Source organism: Paenibacillus residui, assembly GCF_042677205.1.
Classification (GTDB): domain Bacteria; phylum Bacillota; class Bacilli; order Paenibacillales; family NBRC-103111; genus Paenibacillus_L; species Paenibacillus_L residui.
Genome location: NZ_JBHTIU010000063.1, coordinates 1 through 20,883 on the forward strand (window position 1 = coordinate 1; position 20,883 = coordinate 20,883).

Annotated in this window: 17 protein-coding genes; 14 read left to right on the top strand and 3 right to left on the bottom strand. The window is 49.4% G+C overall.

All coding sequences use genetic code 11. From position 1 onward, the window contains the following. The 4 genes from ACFQ03_RS17160 to egtB all read left to right on the top strand — a co-directional run. Nucleotides 1-189: hypothetical protein (locus ACFQ03_RS17160; protein WP_379289642.1), on the top strand; the 189-nt coding region annotated here is incomplete at its 5' end. Between the two features lie 684 nt (nt 190-873). After that, nucleotides 874-1,095 (top strand): hypothetical protein, encoded by a 222-nt coding sequence (locus ACFQ03_RS17165; protein WP_144940999.1) that lies wholly within the window; start codon nt 874-876, stop codon nt 1,093-1,095. A 637-nt stretch (nt 1,096-1,732) separates the two neighbouring features. Further along, nucleotides 1,733-2,818, top strand: a complete 1,086-nt coding sequence (locus ACFQ03_RS17170) for an FUSC family protein (protein WP_144934761.1) — start codon at nt 1,733-1,735, stop codon at nt 2,816-2,818. A 72-nt stretch (nt 2,819-2,890) separates the two neighbouring features. Then, nucleotides 2,891-4,180 carry an ergothioneine biosynthesis protein EgtB gene (egtB, locus tag ACFQ03_RS17175; protein ID WP_379289645.1) on the top strand — a complete coding sequence of 430 codons (1,290 nt, stop codon included), beginning with the start codon at nt 2,891-2,893 and terminating at the stop codon, nt 4,178-4,180. A 52-nt stretch (nt 4,181-4,232) separates the two neighbouring features. Here egtB and ACFQ03_RS17180 read toward each other — a convergent pair whose 3' ends face one another. Beyond that, nucleotides 4,233-4,676 (bottom strand): hypothetical protein, encoded by a 444-nt coding sequence (locus tag ACFQ03_RS17180; RefSeq protein ID WP_379289647.1) that lies wholly within the window; start codon nt 4,674-4,676, stop codon nt 4,233-4,235. Nucleotides 4,677-4,787: 111 nt separating this feature from the next. Then, a complete protein-coding gene (locus tag ACFQ03_RS17185; RefSeq protein WP_144934751.1) occupies nt 4,788-5,270 on the bottom strand; it encodes a GreA/GreB family elongation factor in 483 nt (160 codons plus the stop codon). Nucleotides 5,271-5,700: 430 nt separating this feature from the next. Here ACFQ03_RS17185 and ACFQ03_RS17190 point away from each other — a divergent pair, with 430 nt between their 5' ends. The 10 genes from ACFQ03_RS17190 (at nt 5,701) to ACFQ03_RS17235 (ending at nt 20,381) form a co-directional block, all read left to right on the top strand. After that, a complete protein-coding gene (locus ACFQ03_RS17190; protein WP_379289649.1) occupies nt 5,701-7,572 on the top strand; it encodes an SLC13 family permease in 1,872 nt (623 codons plus the stop codon). 134 nt (nt 7,573-7,706) lie between these two features. Next, nucleotides 7,707-10,064, top strand: coding sequence for a helix-turn-helix domain-containing protein (locus ACFQ03_RS17195; protein ID WP_379289651.1), 2,358 nt, complete (start codon nt 7,707-7,709; stop codon nt 10,062-10,064). 418 nt (nt 10,065-10,482) lie between these two features. Continuing rightward, the gene (locus ACFQ03_RS17200; RefSeq protein WP_379289653.1) at nt 10,483-11,460 is read left to right on the top strand and encodes an ABC transporter permease; all 978 of its coding nucleotides are present in this window, start codon (nt 10,483-10,485) and stop codon (nt 11,458-11,460) included. Nucleotides 11,461-11,474: 14 nt separating this feature from the next. Further along, nucleotides 11,475-12,359, top strand: a complete 885-nt coding sequence (locus tag ACFQ03_RS17205; protein ID WP_144934742.1) for a carbohydrate ABC transporter permease — start codon at nt 11,475-11,477, stop codon at nt 12,357-12,359. Nucleotides 12,360-12,510: 151 nt separating this feature from the next. Beyond that, nucleotides 12,511-14,037 carry an ABC transporter substrate-binding protein gene (locus ACFQ03_RS17210; RefSeq protein WP_379289656.1) on the top strand — a complete coding sequence of 509 codons (1,527 nt, stop codon included), beginning with the start codon at nt 12,511-12,513 and terminating at the stop codon, nt 14,035-14,037. A 319-nt stretch (nt 14,038-14,356) separates the two neighbouring features. Next, nucleotides 14,357-16,027, top strand: a complete 1,671-nt coding sequence (locus tag ACFQ03_RS17215) for a cache domain-containing sensor histidine kinase (protein WP_379289665.1) — start codon at nt 14,357-14,359, stop codon at nt 16,025-16,027. Further along, nucleotides 16,020-16,775 carry a response regulator transcription factor gene (locus tag ACFQ03_RS17220; RefSeq protein ID WP_186328286.1) on the top strand — a complete coding sequence of 252 codons (756 nt, stop codon included), beginning with the start codon at nt 16,020-16,022 and terminating at the stop codon, nt 16,773-16,775. Before ACFQ03_RS17215 ends, ACFQ03_RS17220 begins: the two co-directional genes overlap by 8 nt. 122 nt (nt 16,776-16,897) lie before the next feature. Continuing rightward, nucleotides 16,898-18,496, top strand: a complete 1,599-nt coding sequence (locus ACFQ03_RS17225) for an extracellular solute-binding protein (protein WP_186328285.1) — start codon at nt 16,898-16,900, stop codon at nt 18,494-18,496. A gap of 86 nt (nt 18,497-18,582) precedes the next feature. Further along, nucleotides 18,583-19,482 carry an ABC transporter permease gene (locus tag ACFQ03_RS17230; protein ID WP_379289659.1) on the top strand — a complete coding sequence of 300 codons (900 nt, stop codon included), beginning with the start codon at nt 18,583-18,585 and terminating at the stop codon, nt 19,480-19,482. 17 nt (nt 19,483-19,499) lie between these two features. Beyond that, a complete protein-coding gene (locus tag ACFQ03_RS17235; protein WP_379289661.1) occupies nt 19,500-20,381 on the top strand; it encodes a carbohydrate ABC transporter permease in 882 nt (293 codons plus the stop codon). Between the two features lie 296 nt (nt 20,382-20,677). Here ACFQ03_RS17235 and ACFQ03_RS17240 read toward each other — a convergent pair. Next, nucleotides 20,678-20,883, bottom strand: a 206-nt coding sequence (locus tag ACFQ03_RS17240) for a hypothetical protein (protein ID WP_379289663.1), incomplete at its 5' end; no start/stop codon positions are given.

The following is a 20,883-nucleotide window of genomic DNA, read 5'->3' on the forward strand; positions in this document are numbered from 1 at the left end:
AATATTTCTTATCCATCGTCCCGATGGATAACCCTACCAGCTTACACAAACTTCTTGACGCTACCTAAACGTAGTAAAAGACGAGCAAAAGTGCAGGTCTTTAAGCGCGAATCCACCAAATGTGGTAAAGGACGAGCAAAAGTGCAGGTCTTTCACCGTAAAATCGCGAAAATTAGCAAAATGGGGTAATTTACCTGCACAATTGCATGTCTTTGAACGATTTCAACTAAAACCATGAAAAAGAACTGCACAATTGCTGGTCTTTTTCAAAATATAAGAAAGTATAAACCTTACACCTGTTCTTATATTCCATCGGTAAACGCGCCTGTCCAAAGGACGGCGATTGCCGTTTTTCCTTGATTTAACACCTCTCGAGGACAAGACTGCCCAATTGTACGAACGGTTCGGCCACATTTACCGAACCGGATATAAAGAAAGGGACGTTGTTGTCTCTGTCTAAGTCCCTATCGAACCACAACTGGCTATCGACTTGCAGCCGTGTAGGTTGTCTCCGACGGGAGCGCCGTGCTCGTGCTCGGGACATAGGATCGCTCTGGGAAATCGGGCCGCTCGGGGCGATGCCGGTCGCAATGCGATGCTGTTCAAGCAACTGGCGTTCGTCAGACACCTTTTCCAGAAAGGGTGTTTTTTCCATATGCATGATTCTAAAGCAACTAATCAGGTTAAAAATTAAGTACTTAAACAAGCGGTTCAGAGAGGGAACGTTGACCGTTGATACCGGTTTTACGTTGGCGGTTCGGAGAGGGAACGTTGACCGTTGATTACCGGCTTTACCGTTAGGATACAACCAGCGCCCTCCGCTGGTATGAGCAGGTTAGGCTCCGAATAATCTTATTCCGGGAGGTAGTTAGCATGCCCCGATTTTATGACCATGAAGATTTAAAAACATTAAATCGTATTCATCTGAATAAGCGGAAGGATGCTTCAAGCGCAACGGATGACGTGCTGAATGGGTCAATGGCCCCCGATATGGAAGAGATGAAGCGGCACGGACAAGCGATGGAACGGATGAAAACCAATACCCAGCTTCAGAAGGAAGGGCTGATTCCCGACCCTATTCAGAGGGAAGAGTAACTCCTTTCGATATCCCGCCAATAAGGGTAACCCACCGGGCAGCCTATTTGGCCGCCGTCTGTGGGTTCGTTTTAGAACATCCAGCATTATTTTGGAGTGATTCTTCAGCGATGCGTAACTTTTGGAGGGCGGCATATTGAACTGAGCCAGACTCTATGGCGAGAAGCGAAAAGAACGGTCTTTCTATAAATAGTATTATGGTCTTTAAATAACCGGGAGTAAAGCACTGGACGAGCATCTGAGGAAGGGAAACGGTACCCCACCTGAGTTAAGGGTATAACAGACAAAAGTGGCATCACACCTGAGTCAAGGGTATAACAGACAAAGGGGGATCGCACCTGAGTCAAGGGTATAACAGACAAAAGAGGCATCACACCCATAGTCACAGTAATACAAAGGAGGGGCATAAGTGTCTTTCCCTAACCCGGGATACCCAGGGAAGGAGATACGTACCATAGTCCCGGTGTTCTGCGGGAGGCGCTGATGCCTGCGAGGATCCCGACTTATCTATCAGGAAAAGTAACCCCTTTCAAGGTCCCGGTATGCGGGACGAAGGACGCTATGCCTAAAGCCCCTTTTGCCAAATGCACTCCAAACCGTGTAATATGAGGAGAGACGAATCAAGGAGGCAAGCTTGATGGAACTGGGGGCGCGGGTGCTTAAAACCGGTGTAGCGGTTACTCTTGCTCTATACATCTGTGCGCTGTTAGGTCTGACCCCGGCGATAATCGGGGCGGTTGCGGCTATATTTACGATGCAGCCCTCGATCTACCGGTCCTGGAGGCATATTCTGGATCAGGTGCAGACGAATGTGCTGGGTGCCGGACTTGCTCTTTTGGCAGGAATGTTCTTTAGCAACGAACCGATAGCAATCGGTTTGATTTGTATTGTCGTGATTATGGTTTGCATAAAGCTGAAGATGGAGTCGACGATCGGCTTGACGCTGGTGACCGTTATAGCGGTGATGGACGTTGCGGGTGACGCATCTGTTCACTGGCTGTTCGCCGTCAATCGTTTTCTGGTGATTATGATCGGGATCGGCTCGGCCTTTCTCGTCAATATCGCCTTTTTTCCGCCACAGCATGAGAAGCATTTTCTCAAGCAGGTTCGATTTGTATTTGGCCAGCTTTCGCTCCTGCTGCGCACCTCCATCTCTGTGGAGATGAAGGAATCGGTGTTTAAGAAGCAGCGGGAAGAACTGCTTAAGGCGCTTCATAAGCTGGAGGACATCTACGAGATGTTCGAGGAAGAGCGCAAGAAGCTGGGGAAGCGTGGGAAGCGCACGCTCAGCGGGGTCCGTCTGCTCGTCGTTTATAAGCAAATGCTTAGAACATTGAGAAAAGGCTTGGACGTTCAAGAGACCGTCGGCCGTTACTATTTCCATGCCGACGATGGCAGGATGGATGACCGGTTTGACCGGCAATTGGAGGAGCTTATCAAGCATCACGAGCTCGTGCTGTTGAAATTTGAAGGCAAGCTGAAAGCGCACGGAACGGTTCCGAACCGGTCGGAAGAGAGCAGCGAGGCCTTTTTACAGGAAATGATGAGAAACCGAACATTGGATGAAGAGCACTCCTCCCGATTAATTCTCGTGGCCGCAACCATATATGATTACGGCTGTCAGATTACGAGGCTTGATCGGGTGGTCAACAATTATTTGGACAAGAACCAGTCGGGCCGCTCTAATCGGCCTAACCGGCGGAGGACTGCAGAGCGGGCATGATTACGGATGGGGTTGGACGGTTTTCTTGGAACGGAGGAAATCGTCGGCACCGGAACCGATAGGAGGATGATTATGGAATACGCCCAACGGACTGAGGCGGGCTTGTCACCCGGAAGATGGCTGCAGGAACGGTATAGAGATGTTCGGGAAACTACGGAACGGCTGGCCGACCCGCTGGAAGCGGAGGACTATGTGGTACAAGCCATGGAGGATGTATGTCCTCCCAAGTGGCATCTGGCGCATACGACCTGGTTTCTGGAGGCGGCCGTGCTGCAAAGATACGCCCCACGTTACGAATGGTACGACCATAATTACGCAGCTTTGTTTGCCTCCGGCGAATTCGGCGGGGAGTTTCATGCTTCCGTGCCGCGCGGTGTCGGCTTGCGGCCGACTATTGAGGAAATTTACAGATACCGCAGACATGTGGATGAAAGAATACTGGAGCTGCTGGAAAATGCCGACGAGGAGCGGCTCGCCCGGGTAACCCCTTATTTTGAGCTGAGCTTGAATCATGAACTGCAGCACCAGGAACAGCTTGTGGCGGATATCAAATACAATTACTTTGCCGATCCGCTTAAGCCCGTCTATCGGGAGCGCAAGGAGAGCGGACTGCATGTGCTTCCCTATTTGACCTGGCACAAGTTTGCTGAAGGCCAGGCCGAAATCGGCCATCAGGGCCCCGGCTTCGCCTTTGACAACGAGATGCCGAGACATAAAGTATGGATCGGGGGCTTCCGCTTGGCTTCCCAGCCGGTTACGAACGGGGAATATCTGCAATTTGTGGAGGACGGCGGTTACAGGCAGCCCCGGCTTTGGCTCGCGGAAGGCTGGAACTGCGTGCAAAAATACGGCTGGGAAGCGCCGCTTTATTGGGAGAAAAGGGACGGTAACTGGTGGTATTATACATTGTCCGGCATGAGAGAGCTGGAGCTGGACGAGCCCGTTTGTCATGTGAGCTATTATGAGGCGGACGCGTACGCCCGTTGGGCAGGCAGACGGCTGCCGACAGAGGCGGAATGGGAGGTAGCCTTCTCAGCGATCCGGCCGGAGGGCAACTTTGCGGAGTCCGGCTGGTTCCATCCGGCCCCATCCGGAAGCTCGCATGGAGAACTGCTGCTGCAAGGATATGGGGATATCTGGGAATGGACGATGAGCCCGTATTTGCCGTATCCCGGTAATAGACGGACCGAAGGCCCGTTCGGGGAATACCATGGGAAATATATGAGCAACCGAATGGTTTTGCGCGGAGGTTCCTGCATTACGCCGCGGGGCCTTATTCGTCCGACCACTCGACATTACCTGCTGCCGGAGAAAAGATGGCAGTTCAGCGGCATCCGGCTCGCAGACGATCTGGAGGAGTAACCCTTGAGCAAACGCCACGACAAGTGGCGTTTTTTTGATCCACCCGATTGGCTTATAAAAGGATCGCCTTTCCTCTCTTCCCTTTCAGATAACGGTCTATCCAGGCATAGAGTAAACCGGCCAGGCCAAAAATCAAAATGGCACTGTTCAAGTTTAAATTATATCCTTCTATAAAGTAACCATCGTGCCAGCCATATAATTTCTTAAAAATTAACATTCCGCCAATTCCGCCTGCCACGGAAAAGATGACGGCCCTTCCAATAAAAGGAATGAATAACTTGCTTAATATTATAGTTAGGGGCAAAAAGGATACGGGATATAAAAGAAAGGCGAACGGCATCACTACGAGAAAATAAATTAAGCCCAAATCAAGCAGTCCCATATACTCTGTTGTCGTGATTTTATTGCCTTCCACCAATTCCAAACTAAAGGTTGCAAAAATAAACAATACCATAAAAGGAATCCACATAATGAAGTAATGCTTAAACCTTTTCATCTGAATACCCCGCATATAAAAATGAATTAGTCAAGCTTGGAAAACCGTACTTTGATTAGTGAGCGGACACTGAAAAATATCTGGCGAAGGCGATAGTCCTCCTCTGCCCCCTCACACATCCCCTTCAAAACGGATATCGGCAATGACCGTATCGGTTCCTTCACACTGGGCGGGAAGCCGGACGGTTTCGTGGAGTGAAGCCAACAGCAGCCGCATTCCGATGGGGGAAAGAAAGGACAGGCGTCCCGAATCCGGATCCGCGTCCTGGGGGAAGCAAATTTTGTAGGTTTTCGTCTCTGCCGGCTGCTGCAATGTGACCGTGCTTCCGATCAGCACTTTGTCGGGCAAGCAGGGAGATTCCCCCGCAAGCCCGGACACAATGTGCTCCAGCTCCGCTACGTAATGCTCCATCCAGGCAGCGGTGGATGAACGTTCCTCGGGCTCCGTGCAATAGGCCGGGAAGTAGGTATCCAGAACATTAAGCTGCTGCTCGTCAAAAAAAAGAAGCTGTCGGATCAAGCTTGTCCGAATTTGCTCCACGGTTTGGCCGTCCATCGATAAACTCGGCGTGAAAAACCCGTGCCTGCCAGGCATACGAGGAAACGCCTCTCCTTTCTAAAATATTATAAAGAGTGCATATCTTCTTCTATATTGAATTACCCGGAACCGGATCTAGTGATTCACCAATCAAGCGCCAAAGAGGCGTACAGCCTGCGTTTTTTTTCATCATACCACCTTTTGATATTCTGGTCGATAGTCCCGTTATTTGAAAAATATCAGGTGCAATAGTCTCGTTGTTGCGCCTTGTTTCGAGTTATTCCGCGCGAATATCTTCCCGCGGCTGATAGGAATATGGTAAACTGCAAGAGGGTCCTGCCAACGGATGGCGGGGGCCCTTAAATTTTGTCTGATTTCAAATTATACTGACCGTTTTATGGCTGACGGGGCCTGTTCGGGCTCTTCAATTTATGGAACGGACGGATCCGAATAAGGATTTTCTTAACGATGTGGGAGGAAATTTTACTTGAGTTCGCAGATGTTAGTTACTCTAGTCCTGTTAGGGGCAGCCTCTATCCTCTTTATTACGGGCAAAGTACGCTCCGATCTGGTCGCGCTCTGCGCTTTGGTCGCGTTGGTGCTCCTCGGCATTTTGACTCCGGGCGAAGCTTTATCGGGCTTCTCCAATTCCGTGGTGGTCATGATGATCGGTCTGTTTGTGGTCGGGGGAGGAATTTTCCAGACCGGGTTGGCCAAGATGGCCAGCCGGCAGCTCTTAAGAATGGGCGGGCGCCACGAAACCCGCTTGCTGTGGATGGTGATGGCGGTTACCGCCCTGCTCAGCGCATTCATCAGCAATACGGGGACGGTAGCGGTCATGCTGCCGATCGTGGTCAGCCTGGCCGCCCAGATCGGAATGAGCCCGGCCCGATTGTTGATGCCGCTTGCATTTGCCAGCAGCTTGGGCGGGACCTTGACTCTGATCGGAACCCCGCCCAATCTGGTTATCAGCGAGACGCTATCACAAAACGGCTATGAGAAGCTGTCCTTCTTTGCCTTCACGCCGGTCGGGCTGGTCGCTTTAATCGGCGGGATGCTTCTGCTCGTGGTTCTGACCAAGTGGCTTTTGAAAACGCAGAGCTCCAAGGCGGAAGGTGGAGAGCCGCGGCGCCGTTCGATGCAGGAGCTGGCGCAGCAATACCAAATCGCCCGGAATTTGTACCGGGTTAAGGTCGGAGAACATTCCGGCCTGAAGGATAAATCGCTGCTGGAGCTTGAGATTCCGGGGCGGTTCGGGATACATATTCTGGAGGTCCGGCGCCGGCAGTCGCGCAGAAACCCGTTCTTCAAATCGCTTGCCCAGGAGCTTCCCGGCCCTTCGACGATCATTAAGGAGAATGATATTTTGTATGTCCAGGGGTCGATGGAGCAGGTCAAGTTATTTGCCGATTCCTGCGGTCTGGAGCTGATGAACCCGCAGCATACGGAGCGGATGAACGGGCAGGATTCCGAACCTCTGTTTTCCCGTGAAGTAGGGATTGCGGAAGTGCTGCTGACCCCGGACTCCAAATTTATAAATCAACGAATTCAGGAATCCGGCTTTCGCGAGAAGTACGGTTTGAACATATTAGGTATTCTGCGGAAAGGAAAATATATTCTTCACCATCTGCATGAGGAGAAAATGCGTTTCGGCGATGCCCTGCTTGTGCAGGGAGCATGGGAAAAAATCCATTTGCTGTCCCGGGAAACGGCCGATTTTGTCGTCGTCGGGCAGCCTCTGGAAGAAGCGGGCAAGGTGACTTTAGATCACAAGGCACCTATCGCTGCGGGAATCATGGTGATGATGCTCGTTCTAATGACGCTGGAGGTCTTTCCGGCGGTCATTACCGTCATGCTGGCAGCCATTCTGATGGTGGCGACCGGATGTTTGAAGAATATGCAGGAAGCTTACCAGACCATTAATTGGGAAAGTATAGTCCTGATCGCAGGAATGATCCCGATGTCGAGCGCATTGGAGAAAACAGGCGCCGCCCAGTACATTTCCGAAGCTCTCGTTAGCGGAATCGGCGGCTCGGGGCCGCTCGTCCTGCTGGCGGGCATCTACTTTGTCACATCGTTTCTGAGCTTGTTTATCAGCAATACGGCGACGGCCGTGCTTTTTGCCCCGATAGCGTTTACGGCTGCGGTGCAAATGGGAGTCAGTCCTTATCCGTTCTTGTTCGCGGTTTCCTTGGCGGCCAGCCTGGCCTTCGCCACTCCGGTCGCTTCACCGGCCAATGCTCTGGTCATGGCTTCCGGCGGATATGCCTTCGGCGACTATGTCAAAGTCGGATTGCCCCTGCAGCTTCTGATCGGCATTCTTATGGTGCTGCTGCTTCCCGTCTTTTTTCCTTTCTGACGATGCGGTGGAATGGATGCTGTCGGACAATGCCTGGCCAATAATGCAGCTCGATATTGTTAACACGATGCCCTTATCCTGAGCTATTGAATTTAATAACGTTTTCAGTGATAATGGTCGCGGAGGGAATTGCCGTGAACATCATTCGTTTGTACCGATCCCGAAAATATTTGCGCCGGATTTTGCTGGCGGTACTCACCATTCCTTTCGTTTTGGTGACGATTTTCTCTATGATTTTGTATATGAATTCCCGGGATACCGCTCTGAAAATTCAATCTGAAGCCGATCGGAAAATATTGGCGCAGATTAACTATAATATTATGTCCATGAATGAAATGGTGGAGAATCTGGCCAAATCCGTTTATTTGGATACCGATATGGTAGCTTTGTTATACGGGCGGGATGAGAACATCTTCGAGCTGCCCTCCAAGATGCTGAAGCTGGAGAAGCTGGTTTCTTCCACCTCCTTTTTGCATTCGATTATTATCTATAACGCTAATACGGGAAAATATTATTCGACGGATTCCTTGTTCCAGCAGAATGCCAATGGGGAGAGAGAACGGCTCGACCGGTTCCTGCATACGAGCGATTCCGTCCGCCGCCTTCAGCTCATTCCTATAAGCTACGACCAGGATTCCAGCATGGAAGGCAACGTATCCAGCATCGATTTGTTCGGCTATTTAATGTACGGTTCGGAAGAATCCCCGGCGGACCACTCCTCCAGCATGGTTATCCTGGCCGTCAAGCCGGAATGGCTGTTCGATAATCTGCAGATGCTGAACGGATTAAGCGGCTACGGGGAGAACAGCATTGTGATCGTCAACGGCAAGGGTGAATATTATACCCGCAATCAACTTCCGCCGGCAATCGATCCGGATGAATTGGGGGAAGCCCTGCTGACCGATCAGCCGGGAAGCTTCGGGCAATTTGTCCGCAAGATCCAGGACAGCTCCCACCTGGTCAGCTACATGCATACGGACGTATACGGCTGGACCATTGTCAGCATACGGCCCTATGAGGCTGTGCTCGGCAGCATTTATCAAATGCGCGGGCATTTCATCCTCATCACCGTTCTTTTCCTGCTGCTATCGCTCATTGCCGCGTTTCCGGTTTCAAGGAAGCTCTACGGGCCTCTGGAGAACATTCTGAAGCAATTAAAGCAGGTTCCGCAGTCGATGTTTGCCGGAATGCGGACGGGGGTCCAGGACGAGATGAAGTATCTTTCTCAACTGCATACCCATGTTTTCCGGAAAATGGATGAGTATGAACGGGACCGGGATGCCAAACGATCGATCGTTATCAACTATCAACTGCGGAAGCTTATCCTGGACAGCACGGCCGAGAATGAGCAAACCTTCCGGCAATGGATCGCCGACGGCCGGCTCCGAATTGCCGAGTCCGGGCCTTATGTGCTTATCGTAATGAAAATCGACGATTACAAGCAATATATGCAGTTGTCTTCCGCCGACAGAAGGCTGCTCTCGTTCGCGGTCGGCAATATTTCGGAAGAATTGCTGTCGGTTCTGGCGCCGGTGGAATTCGTGGATATGAAGAACGATCAATTCACCCTGCTCGTCAGCGGGGCGGGAATGGAGTCGGAGCTTATGGACAGACTGGTCCCTGTTCTCGAAGAGGTTCAAGAGACTCTGTACCGGCTGTACCGCTTGTCTCTGACCGTGGCGATAAGCCAGCCTGCCGCCGATTATAGGGAGTGGACTTCGCGGTATGGGGAAGCTTTGCGCAGTTCGGCCTACCGGATGGTATTCGGCAAGCGCTCAGTAATCACTCCGGAGCGGATCAGGGAGAAGGCGGGCAGCGATACCTTCCCGAATACGGCCGAATTGGAGAAGAGGCTTGCGGAAAACCTGAAGGCAATGCGAACAGAAGCTCTTGCCGCCGATTTGGATGGGCTGCTGGACCAGGCGGCCCGCTCCAACATCGAGAACATCCAGCACTGGATTCTTCACCTTCTTGTTGTCATTCGCGGCACAATTATGGAGATTAACAATAACCGTCTGCTTCCCTTCGATATGGACTGGCAGGACGGATATCGCCGGGTACTCGAGGCCGAAACGCTGGAGGAAGTCCGGGACCAGTTCCTTAAGATGTTCGCCAATCTGGAGGAGCATCGGCAATCCTCCAGTGAGGAGAAGAAGGATGCGCTGGTGGATACGATTTGCGAACTGATAGATATCCATTATATGGATATGGATCTCAGCCTGCAGAGCATCTCCTCCATGCTTAAGATGTCGTCGGCGTACGTCGGGAGGCTGTTCAAAGCCAATACATCCGTCACCGTAACGGAGTATATCCATAACGTGAGGCTGAACAAGGCTCTGGAATTGCTGGAAGGGGAAGATTACAGCATCAACGAAGTGATGGAGCGTGTCGGGTATCGCACCCAAAGTCATTTCTTCAAGCTGTTCAAAAGCAAATACGGAACGACACCGCGGGAATACCGCTTGAAGAGAAGCCTGCCCGGGCACCATTGAAGCCAGTTCCGTTAAATAGAATAAGAAGCCGTCCGGCCGTTTCGCCGGACGGCTGTTCCGGTTTCCAAGGTGCGATCAGGGGGCCGAATCAACATTAAAGGCTGAACATCGTCAGCCTTTAATGTCGATTGGTTTCGGGGCTCCCCGCAAAGTACCCGGAATACGCTTCGAAGGCTGTGCGTCACTTTGTGGGGTATTTTTTCCGGGCTGATTTGCTGCGCTAACGGTATATGACAAGCCGGTAAATTCCCTTGATATAGCTGGCTTTAAGCCCTTAATTGTTGCAATTGAGCAGTAAAGTACAAAATGAGCAGTCGTCTTCAGAACAAAAGTACGATCTTTCCAGTTTCGTTTTTCGGGCGGCTCCGATATAGTTCGTACAGAAGCTGAAATTTTGCTTATGACTTGGGGTGAAATTATGGATAAACCAACATCAGGCGGAACGCCGCAAGCGGTACCCATGCGTTCCCGACCCCGCGGCAAGCTGGCCCGAGAGTGGGAGCAGTTCAAGAGAAATAAAGAACTGTTTTTTCTTTCCTTGCCCGGAATTCTAATCAAGCTTGTGATCAATTATTTGCCGCTCATCGGCTTGATCGTTGCTTTTAAACAGTATCGCTTTGATCTCGGGATTTTTGGAAGCGAATGGAACGGCTTAAACAATTTCAAATTTTTCTTCTCCTCGGAGGCCGCCTTCCAAATTACCCGGAATACGGTTCTCTATAATCTCGGGTTCATCATTATTACAACCACGGCCGCACTTATTCTCGCCGTGCTGATGAACGAGGTGTCCGGACGGTTTGTGAAAGTGTATCAAACGGCTTTGTTCTTCCCGTATTTCTTGTCCTGGGTAGTTGTCGGATACATTACCCTGGCTTTTCTGGAGCATGAGAAAGGGTTCCTGTACCATCTGTTCCTATCCTTCGGGTGGGATCCGGTCCAATGGTATCAGGAGGCGGACAAATGGCCGTATCTGCTTAACGGAGTCCAGCTGTGGAAGGCGGTAGGCTTCTCCACGCTCATCTATTATGCGGGCATTATAGGTATCAATCCTACCTATTATGAGGCGGCGAAAATCGATGGAGCCTCCAAGTTCCAGATGGTCTTCCGCATTACGCTGCCGCTGCTGACGCCGCTCATTATCATTTTGTTTATCATCGCCGTAGGCGGGATGTTCCGGGCCGATTTCGGACTGTTCTATTTCATTCCGAACAACTCCAGCTTCCTGTATACGACGACCGATGTTATCGACACTTATGTTTATCGTTCGCTGCGTGATCTAGGCGATGTCGGAATGAGCGCCGCCGTTGGTCTGTATCAATCCGTCGTCGGGTTTATTCTCGTACTGTCGACCAACTATATCATCAAAAAAATCAACAGCGAAAACGCATTGTGGTAGAGGGGGGCTCGTGAATGTCGACTGACAACCCGAAATGGGCACAAGGAATCATACATTTGTTTTTTATCATCATTACCTTGTGCATGGTGGTGCCGCTCCTGCTTGTTGTCTCTATTTCATTCTCGGATGAAGAAGCTTTGATTCGCGGCGGCTATAAGCTGTTTCCCGAGCAGTTCAGCTTGACGGCCTATCAAACCGTCTTTAAATACCCGGCGCAGCTTCTTATGTCTTACGGCGTGACGATTTTCGTCACGGTCGTAGGTACGGCCGCGGGCTTGCTGCTGACCGCGATGATCGGTTATACGATTTCCCGCCGGGATTACCGTTACCGCCGGATTACGACGTTCTATGTGTTCTTCACCATGCTGTTTAGCGGCGGGCTGGTCCCGTTCTATATTATGATGACGAAGTACCTGCAGTTGAAAGACACGATATGGGTGCTGATCATCCCATACTTGCTTAATCCGTTCTATGTCATGATCATGAAGGGATTCATGGACAAGATGCCGCTCGAAGTGATCGAATCGGCCAAAATCGACGGGGCCAACGAATGGAAAATATTTTTCCGCATTATTCTGCCGTTGGCTACACCGGCGCTGGCTACCGTGGGGCTCTTTATCGGCTTCACCTACTGGAACGACTGGTGGCTGGGTCTGCTGTTCATCGACGACGAGAAGCTGGTGCCTCTGCAGCTGCTGCTGTATCGGACGATGAATTCGATCGAGTTCTTTGCAACGAATGCCCAATACATCAGCGGCAATATCGATTTGTCCCAATTCCCCAGCCTGTCCACGCGGATGGCCTTGGCGCTTCTTGGAGCCGGTCCTATGCTCTTCGTCTTCCCTTTCTGTCAGAAATACTTTGTCAAAGGGATGACGGTCGGATCGTTGAAGGAGTAGTGTTTCGAGGATGCTTTAAGTAACCGTAGGGGAAGCAGGAGCGGAGTCCGCGACAAGCCAAGGAGGTGATGATCGGAGACCGGATTCCGCTCGCAAGCTTCACTTTCCCAAACGGTATAAAAATATATAATTATTCAAGGAGGTCATAAGTATGTCTAACAGAAATAAATGGACTTCGGGATTGACTTTGCTGCTCTCCTCGGCTCTTGTGTTGAGTGCATGCGGAGGCGGAAAGCAGGAAGGAGGGGCTTCTTCCGGATCGGGCTCCGATTCGTCGGACCAGGAATTGAAACCGGTTGAATTGAGCTGGTACTATCCCCAATGGAGCACCCAGCCGGATCTTAAATCGGTAGAGGACGCCGTGAATAAAATTACTCAGGAAAAAATTAATGCCACCATCCGCATGAAGCCGATTGATGGCGGCAGCTATGGACAAAAGCTGAACACGATGGTCGCATCGAACGAGAAGTTCGATATTGCCTGGACATCGTTCTGGATGTTCGACTATGCGCAGAATGCCCGGAAGGGAGCTTTTACCGAGCTTGACGACAGCATGCTGGACAAATATGCTCCGAATTTAAGGAAGGCGCTTCCGGATGTCGTCTGGCAGGCACTGAAGGTGGATGGCAAAACCTACGGCATTCTCAACTACCAGACGATTACGAACAGAGAAGGGTTCTTGATTCAGAAGAAATATGTCGACAAGTACGGCATCGATCCCGAAGCTATTAAAGAAGTGAAGGATATGGAGCCGTTCTTCGAGAAAATCAAGGCAGACGAGCCGGGAACGATTCCTTTCTCCATGACGCGCGGCGGCAAATTTGAAGTAATGAAAACATCCTTCAACAATCTGGAGTTTATCTCCAACCAAGCGCTCATTGGCATTTATCGCGACGACGCTGATCTGCGTGTCGTGGACATCGCGACGACACCGGAGTACAAAGAATATCTCGAATTGATGCACAGCTGGTATAAGAAAGGGCTGATCAATCAGGACGCCCCGATGCTCAAGAGCGACAAAGAAAACCTGAAGGTAGGCAAAGTGGCTTCCTTCTTCCATAACGTGCTGAAACCGGGTCGGGAGCAGGAGGAGAAGACGTCATTCGGCGGCAACGATGTAGTGGCGATTCCAATTACGGAGCCGTTCGTCGGAACGAATACGATCATCCAATCCATGCAGGCCATCAGCAAAACATCGGCCAATCCGGAAAGGGCGCTGATGTTCCTGGATCTGCTTAATTCCGATCCGGAGCTGCTGAATCTCGTCGCCTTCGGAATCGAGGGCAAGCACTATACGAAAGTGAACGAGAATACAGTTAAACCGATTCCTGACGGCGGGTACGATCCTAACCAAACCTGGGTGTTCGGGAACGGATTTATCGCCTACCTGAGGGAAGGACAAGAACAGGCGATTCGCGACCAGACGCTGAAGGAGAACGAAGCTGCCCAGCCGTCTCCGATTCTCGGATTTACCTTCGATCCTCAGTCGGTATTGACGGAGATCGCCAACATCCAGGCAGTAGCCGATCAGTTCGGACCTCCTCTGAATACGGGGGCGGTAGATCCGAATGAGAAGCTGGAGGAATTCATCAGCAAGCGTAAAACCGCCGGCATCGACAAGGTCATAGAGGAAGTTCAGAAGCAGCTCGACGAGTGGAAAAAGCAGAACAAACAATAAGGCGATAAGCAAAGCATAGCCTCAAGCAAGGGTGGTACCACACCGCAGTCGGCGAACAACCGCCGCTGCGGTTTTTTCATCGCAACGGGGTGAAAAAGAGGAAGACTCCCCAGTTCCCTAAATGAAAGTCATCCCGACCACACCATGGACAATAGTCGCGCTGTCTGGCGTATAATGACTACCCGGCGGTGACGGGATTATGGTAAACTTCATGCAGGTCCCCTTTCCAAATCGTGGGAAGCGGGGCTTTTTTACCATATTATAAAAATTTGCGGCTCCCATCAATTCAATGCAATGGAGTGGAAGCAACTTGAGAGGCATGAAGCCATTGTCGGTTAAGCAGAAATTAACCCTTTATTTTATAGTGTTCTTCTGCTTGCCGTTTCTACTGATTGGATTTATATGGAATTTCGAATCGACCAGGACGATCGAACAAAGTGCAATTTATTTTAACGAGCAGTTGGTCCAGCGGTTGAATAATCAATTGGACGATTATTTTAGAGAAATCAAAGAGGATACGCAGAATCTCCCGGGCCATCCGTTGATTCAGCAGTTTATAAAGCTGGATCCAAACAATTCCTATGAAATGTATCAGATCAAAAAACGGATTAGTGATGAATTATACCCGGATATTAATTATAAGCGCAAAGATATCGTTTCTTTTCACATGTATTCTGTCAAAGGAGGCGTGTTTGGCGATTCCGCGCACTATAATCTGGATCAAAAAATTGTTGATCATTTGCAAGAAAACAGCTTTACCATAAACGGCATTGTAAGCACGAACTGGAGTGTAGTGCCGGCTTTTGTTACGGTTTCCCGTCTAATATATGACAATGTCACATATCAGCCTGCCGGTGTTATAGTATTCGTATTGAAGATGGATCCGTTATTATCCATTGCAGATGTAGAAACATTCGGCAAGGAAGGTTATATTACTATAGTTGACGCCAAGAACCGTTATATTTATCATCCGGATAAAGCCAAATGGGGGGAACCCCTTTCGGAAGAACGGCTGGCTAAATTATCCTCTCCGCGAGGGCAATTTGTTGAGCATTCGAGCAATGGGAAAAAGAACATCGTTTATAACGTCTCTCATTTTACTAAGCTGACCATAATTTCCGAAGTATCACTAAAACATTTGATTGGAAATTTGGCGGATTTAAGGACGATTACTCTGTTGATCGCAGCCGTTATTTTGGTGTTGGCCTTTATTATCTTCAATAAGATGCTTCTAGAAGTTAAACGGCTTGTAGAAGTCATTCATATCTCCCGGTTGAAGGAAAAGGAGAGCGAGCTTAAGCATAGAGATGCGACTCTGCAGGCTCTTCAATCACAAATCAATCCTCATTTCTTATACAATACATTGGAAGTCATTAACTCCCTTGCCGTTATTGCCAGAAATCGCTCCATCAGCAGCATGACGGTGCGGCTCGCCAATCTGTTAAGATACAGAGTCGGAAACCCCCGGCAAATTATTCATCTGCGGGAGGAGATCGATCACGTAAGCAATTATATTAAAATACAGCAGGAACGTTATGAAAAGCTCGAATTCAGTCTGGAGATAGACGAGGAAATGCTGGATAGAGTGGCGTTGTTCCGCCTAACGATTCAGCCGATTGTGGAAAATTCATTCTTGCATGGATATGAAAATCATGGACTTCCTTCAACCGGGATATATATAACCGGAAAAGCCCATGAGGACTATTATTCCCTGACCGTTGCGGATAAAGGTCGCGGAATGAGCCCTGAATGGATGGCAAAATACAACGAAGCTTTCGAATCGGTTTCGGAGCAGCAAATGCTGGATGGCCGGGTCAAGTTATTCACGAATATTGGACTCTGGAATGTTCATAGCCGGTTGCGGCTAAGTTTCGGTGCTCCCTTCGGGTTGACGATCGTTCGTTCCGACGAGACGGGGACTGAAATAGAAATCAAGCTTCCATATTATTCTCATGCGAATCTTCAACAAAGAGGCGATAATCATGCTTAAAATTATGATCGCCGACGATGAGCGGCTGGTCAAAAAAAGTTTGCGGGTATTGATTGAAACGGAAAGCGAAGGCTTTGAAGTGGTGGCCGAGGCGGATAACGGGCTGGAAGCGCTCCGACTGGCAGAGCAATTCTCCCCGGATCTAATCATTACAGATATTCGTATGCCGAGTATGGATGGGCTCGAATTGATCCAACAGGTGGGAGCGCGCCGAATGAATGCCGAATTCATCATCATTTCGGGTTATAGCGATTTCGCGTATGCACAATCTGCCCTGCGCTACGGCGTCACGGACTATATTCTTAAACCGGTCGATTCCGATTATTTTCTTACGGTTCTGCAGAACGTTCGAAACAAGCTGCAGGACAAGCTTCCAACCCATACGGATGCGCTCCGGCTGGAAATAGAAGACCATCACTATCAGTCCATGATTAAGGAAGCCTTGGCATTCTTGGAGCAGCATTATGCGGAGCCGGAATTTTCCGTGAAGGATGCTGCCGCTTATTTTGGAATCTCTTCCAATTACTTCAGCACGTTATTCAAGAAGCTTACCGGAATATCCTTCACACAGTGCTTGACCCAGCTTCGCATTGAACAGGCCAAGAAGCATCTGCAAAAACCATTCATTAAAGTGTACGAAATCGGTCAGCTTGTAGGCTATGAGGATTACACCCATTTCTCCAAAACGTTCAAGAAATTAACGGGATGTTCCCCCTCTGAATACAGGAAAAGGTGGAAGGAGCATTAGGCTAAGAGCAAAACCCATAACTTCGGTATTAATTCCATGTTCACTGGTTCGACGGGTTGCTACAATTATTTCTACAAGGGCCTTTGCGATAATAGATGACATGGGAGGGGCATACAGAAGATATGGGACGTCGATCGAAATATATGCTGGTTACCGGATTGCTATCCGCTATGACTGTAGTGGCGGCTTGCGGCGGAGGATCCAACGGCCAGGCGGAAGGCAATACACAAGCAGGCAAAGAAGTGCCGGAGGGCACAAGCGAGAAAAGAGAAATCAGCATTCTGCTGTCTCATAACAATTATCAATTCGCGTCCAGAGCGCCGGAAAGTGAGAAAGAGCTTTATTATAAAGAGCTCGAAAGATTATCGGGATACAAACTATCGTTTGAATTTTTAGGCCATGCGGACGACTACAGACAACAGCTGGCTCTCCGCTTCGCTTCAGGCGAATTGGCTGATCTCGTACGCACAGCGAGTATCGATTGGGATGTGCATGCGGGCGCCGTGGACCAGGGGGTCTTCCTGGAACTAGGTCCGTTAATTGACCAGTACGCTCCAAATTTAAAGAAAAGCATCCCGGAAGTAGCGTGGAACAGTCCCAAAGTTTCGAAAAACGGAAAAATATACGGGATTCCTTTATCCATCGGAGTGCCGGCCGACCGCATCATCATGTACCGCCAAGACTGGCTGGACAAACTGAATATGGAAGTGCCGGAGACGCTGGAAGATTTCTTGAAATTTGCCGAGGCTGTCAAACAGAACGATATGAACGGAGACGGAGACCCGAACAACGAATATGCGGTTTCCCTTACGGATAACTTGGCCTGGAACGATGTTTTCAGCGGATCGTTCGGGGTACGACCTGGCGCATGGCATATGCGGGACGGTCGTCTGGAGCCGGATATCATTCAGCCGGAAATGAAAGAAGCGATCGCTTTTTATAAACAAATGTATGATGCCGGTTACATTCATAAAGATTTTATAACGAAAAAGCAAGCGGATCGCACAGGCGATGCCTACAAAGGGTTATATGGAACATGGGGAGCCGCAGTCTATCAGTACCCTGGAAACAGCAAGAAGGAGAACTACATTGATCAACCGGATGCCAAATTGACGATGGCCGCGCCGCCTAAAGGTCCGCGTGGAGAAAATTATCTGCAATTGGAAAACGATCAGATTTTTTTCGTGTTCGTCATTCCCTCTACTACGAAAAATCCGGAAGAAGTCATCAAGTTTCTGGAGTGGACCTACACGGACCCGGAAGCCGACAAGTTTTTTACCTACGGAATAAAAGATCATAACTATACAGAAGTAGACGGAAAAATTGTATTGGACCCGGAGGCGGAGGCTAACCAGGGAGGAACACTTGGTTTTGTCCGGGTTTCGCTCAATATGCGTGAACTCGGGGAAAACAGCGAGTCCGTTATTGCGATGCAGCCGGATAGCGATGTGTTAATGGCAGGGTACAAACTATCGGAAGAAACAACTATTACGAATGATGCCTTGTACTTATCGAAACTGGACGCTTTTGACGGACGCCCAGAGCTGTCTGTAGGATTCTCGCCGGGCAATTTGTTCTATGATACGTTCGTCAAGATCGTTATGGGAAGAGAACCGCTTGATTCCGGATTTGATAATTTTGTAAAGGAATGGAAGAGCCGGGGCGGGGAAGCAGCGATTCAAGAAGCGACAGAATGGTATAACGAATTTCATAAAAAGTAATAGCAGTTTAAGGGAGGTCCTGGCCGAAGCAGAAAGTCGAGGCGGGGCTTCTTTTTATTTCCGTCATGAGAAAGGAGATTGGCAGATTGATTCGTAAACCTAAATCGTTGGATCCTTATGTATTATTCTTAATCGCACTCCCGGGCTTGCTGCATTTTATCGTTTTTAAGTATATTCCCATAGCCGGAAATGTAATCGCTTTTCAGGATTATAACTTATTCCAAGGTTTTATCCATAGCAAGTGGGTCGGGTTAAAGCATTTCATCTTTATGTTCGATTACCCTGAATTTGCCATGGTGTTTAGAAACTCGCTGAAGCTGGGCCTATACTCGATTCTGTTCGGGTTCCCGGCGCCGCTCATTCTAGCTCTGCTGCTGAATGAGATCAGAGTCAGTTGGTTTAAACGGACGACCCAAACGCTGCTCTACCTTCCGCATTTCTTGTCGTGGGTTATAGTAGGAGGAATTTTTACGGAAATTCTCGCCAACGGCGGAACTATAAATTCGTTGTTAAGCCGTTTTGGTTATGAACCTATTTCGTTCCTGACCGAACCGAAATATTTTCTCGGCATTCTGATCTCGTCCGGTATTTGGAAAGAAGTCGGTTGGTCGACGATTATTTATTTAGCCGCGCTTACCGGCATTAATCCAAATCTATACGAAGCCGCGATGGTGGATGGAGCGGGACGGTGGCGCCAAATGTGGAGCATTACGCTGCCCTTGTTAGTGCCCGCCATAATCGTTCTGCTGATGCTTCGCATTGGGAATTTGTTAGATGCAAACGTGGAGCAGGTGCTGTTTTTCCTCAATCCGTTAGTCAGAGAAGTAGGAGAAGTGTTTGATACTTACGTGTATCGGGCCGGATTGGCGGGCGGACAGTACAGTTATACGACGGCGATAGGTATTTTCAAAGCGGTCATTGGCATCATCCTCGTCGTTACTCTCAACCAGTTCAGCAAGAAGACGACTGGCGAAAGCATATATTAGGAGCGGAGGGATAGAACGTGAACCTGCATAAATCGGAAAAATCTTTTCAATTCACAAACGGAGTGTTTATGATCCTGCTCTGCTTAAGTATGATCGCTCCCATGATTCATTTGCTCGCCATTTCGTTAAGCAATCCTATCTATGCGGAGGCCAAGCTGGTTTATTTATGGCCTAAAGGATTTAATTTAGAGGTCTATAAAAAGCTTTTTCAAATGAATGACATGTGGCGGGCGATGGGGGTAAGTGTCCTTATAACGGTAATGGGGACCTTACTCTGCCTGTTGCTTACTTCTACTCTTGCATTTACATTGACCCGGCCGCAGATGCCGGGACGCAAATGGATTTTACGGCTCATCCTGTTTACGTTCATCTTTCCGGTGCCTCTGATTCCGAGCTTTCTAGTTGTCAAGTCGCTGGGAATGATGGACACGTTATGGGCATTAATCGTGCCTGGGGCTCTGGGCGCTTACTTCATCTTTATTACGAAAACGTTCTTCCAGGGAATATCATCGGAATTGATCGATGCAGCCAAGATTGATGGAAGCGGTGAATTGGGTATTCTTACACGCATTATTCTTCCCTTATCCACGCCTGTTCTCGCCACCATTGCGTTGTTTCATGCGGTAGGCCAGTGGAATGCGTATTTCGGCGCTTTGATCTACATTCGATCGGTGCACTTGTATCCGCTGCAGTTAAAGCTGCGCAATATGGTGCAGAACAGCGTGGCTGATTCCGGCTTGGACGGCGGCGGTTATCAGTTGGACACAAGTATGATGCAAACTCCGGAAATGATGAAAGCAGGCGCTATTATTTTTTCTACCATCCCCATCCTGCTTGTCTATCCATTTTTGCAAAAGTATTTTGTGAAGGGAGCTTTCCTGGGATCATTGAAAGAGTAGCGGCATAGAGCAGCCGGGGCAGAATAGGTGCCCGTTGTGGCGCTATGACGTTCTACGATGGTCGACTGTAATGCAAGTGAAGCCCACCGCGCAAGGTTTCCGCACCTCGCGAGACTCCCGGCGGCCGGTGATTGGCGTCGGATGACGTTGGCGGTCAACCACATGCCTAGCGGTGGCGGAAAGGTAGCGTGGCTCATGGGCGGGGAAAGCTTTTGGCGGAAAGAGGGCTTTTGACTCAAAGACGAGCAAAAGTACATTTGAATCCGGCCTATATTCAAAAAAACCGCGAAAGACGCTCAAAAGTGCATGTCTTTTTGACAAAATGGAGCGATTTCTCCCGAAATCGCTCCGAAGACCTGCACAATTGCTTTAGAATAAGGCATGACGGCGTTTTTTCGTAAAAAGACCTGCACAATTGCTTTAGAATAGGGCGTGACGGTAGCGTCAAGAAGTTTGTGTAAGCTGGTAGGGTTATCCATCGGGACGATGGATAAGAAATATT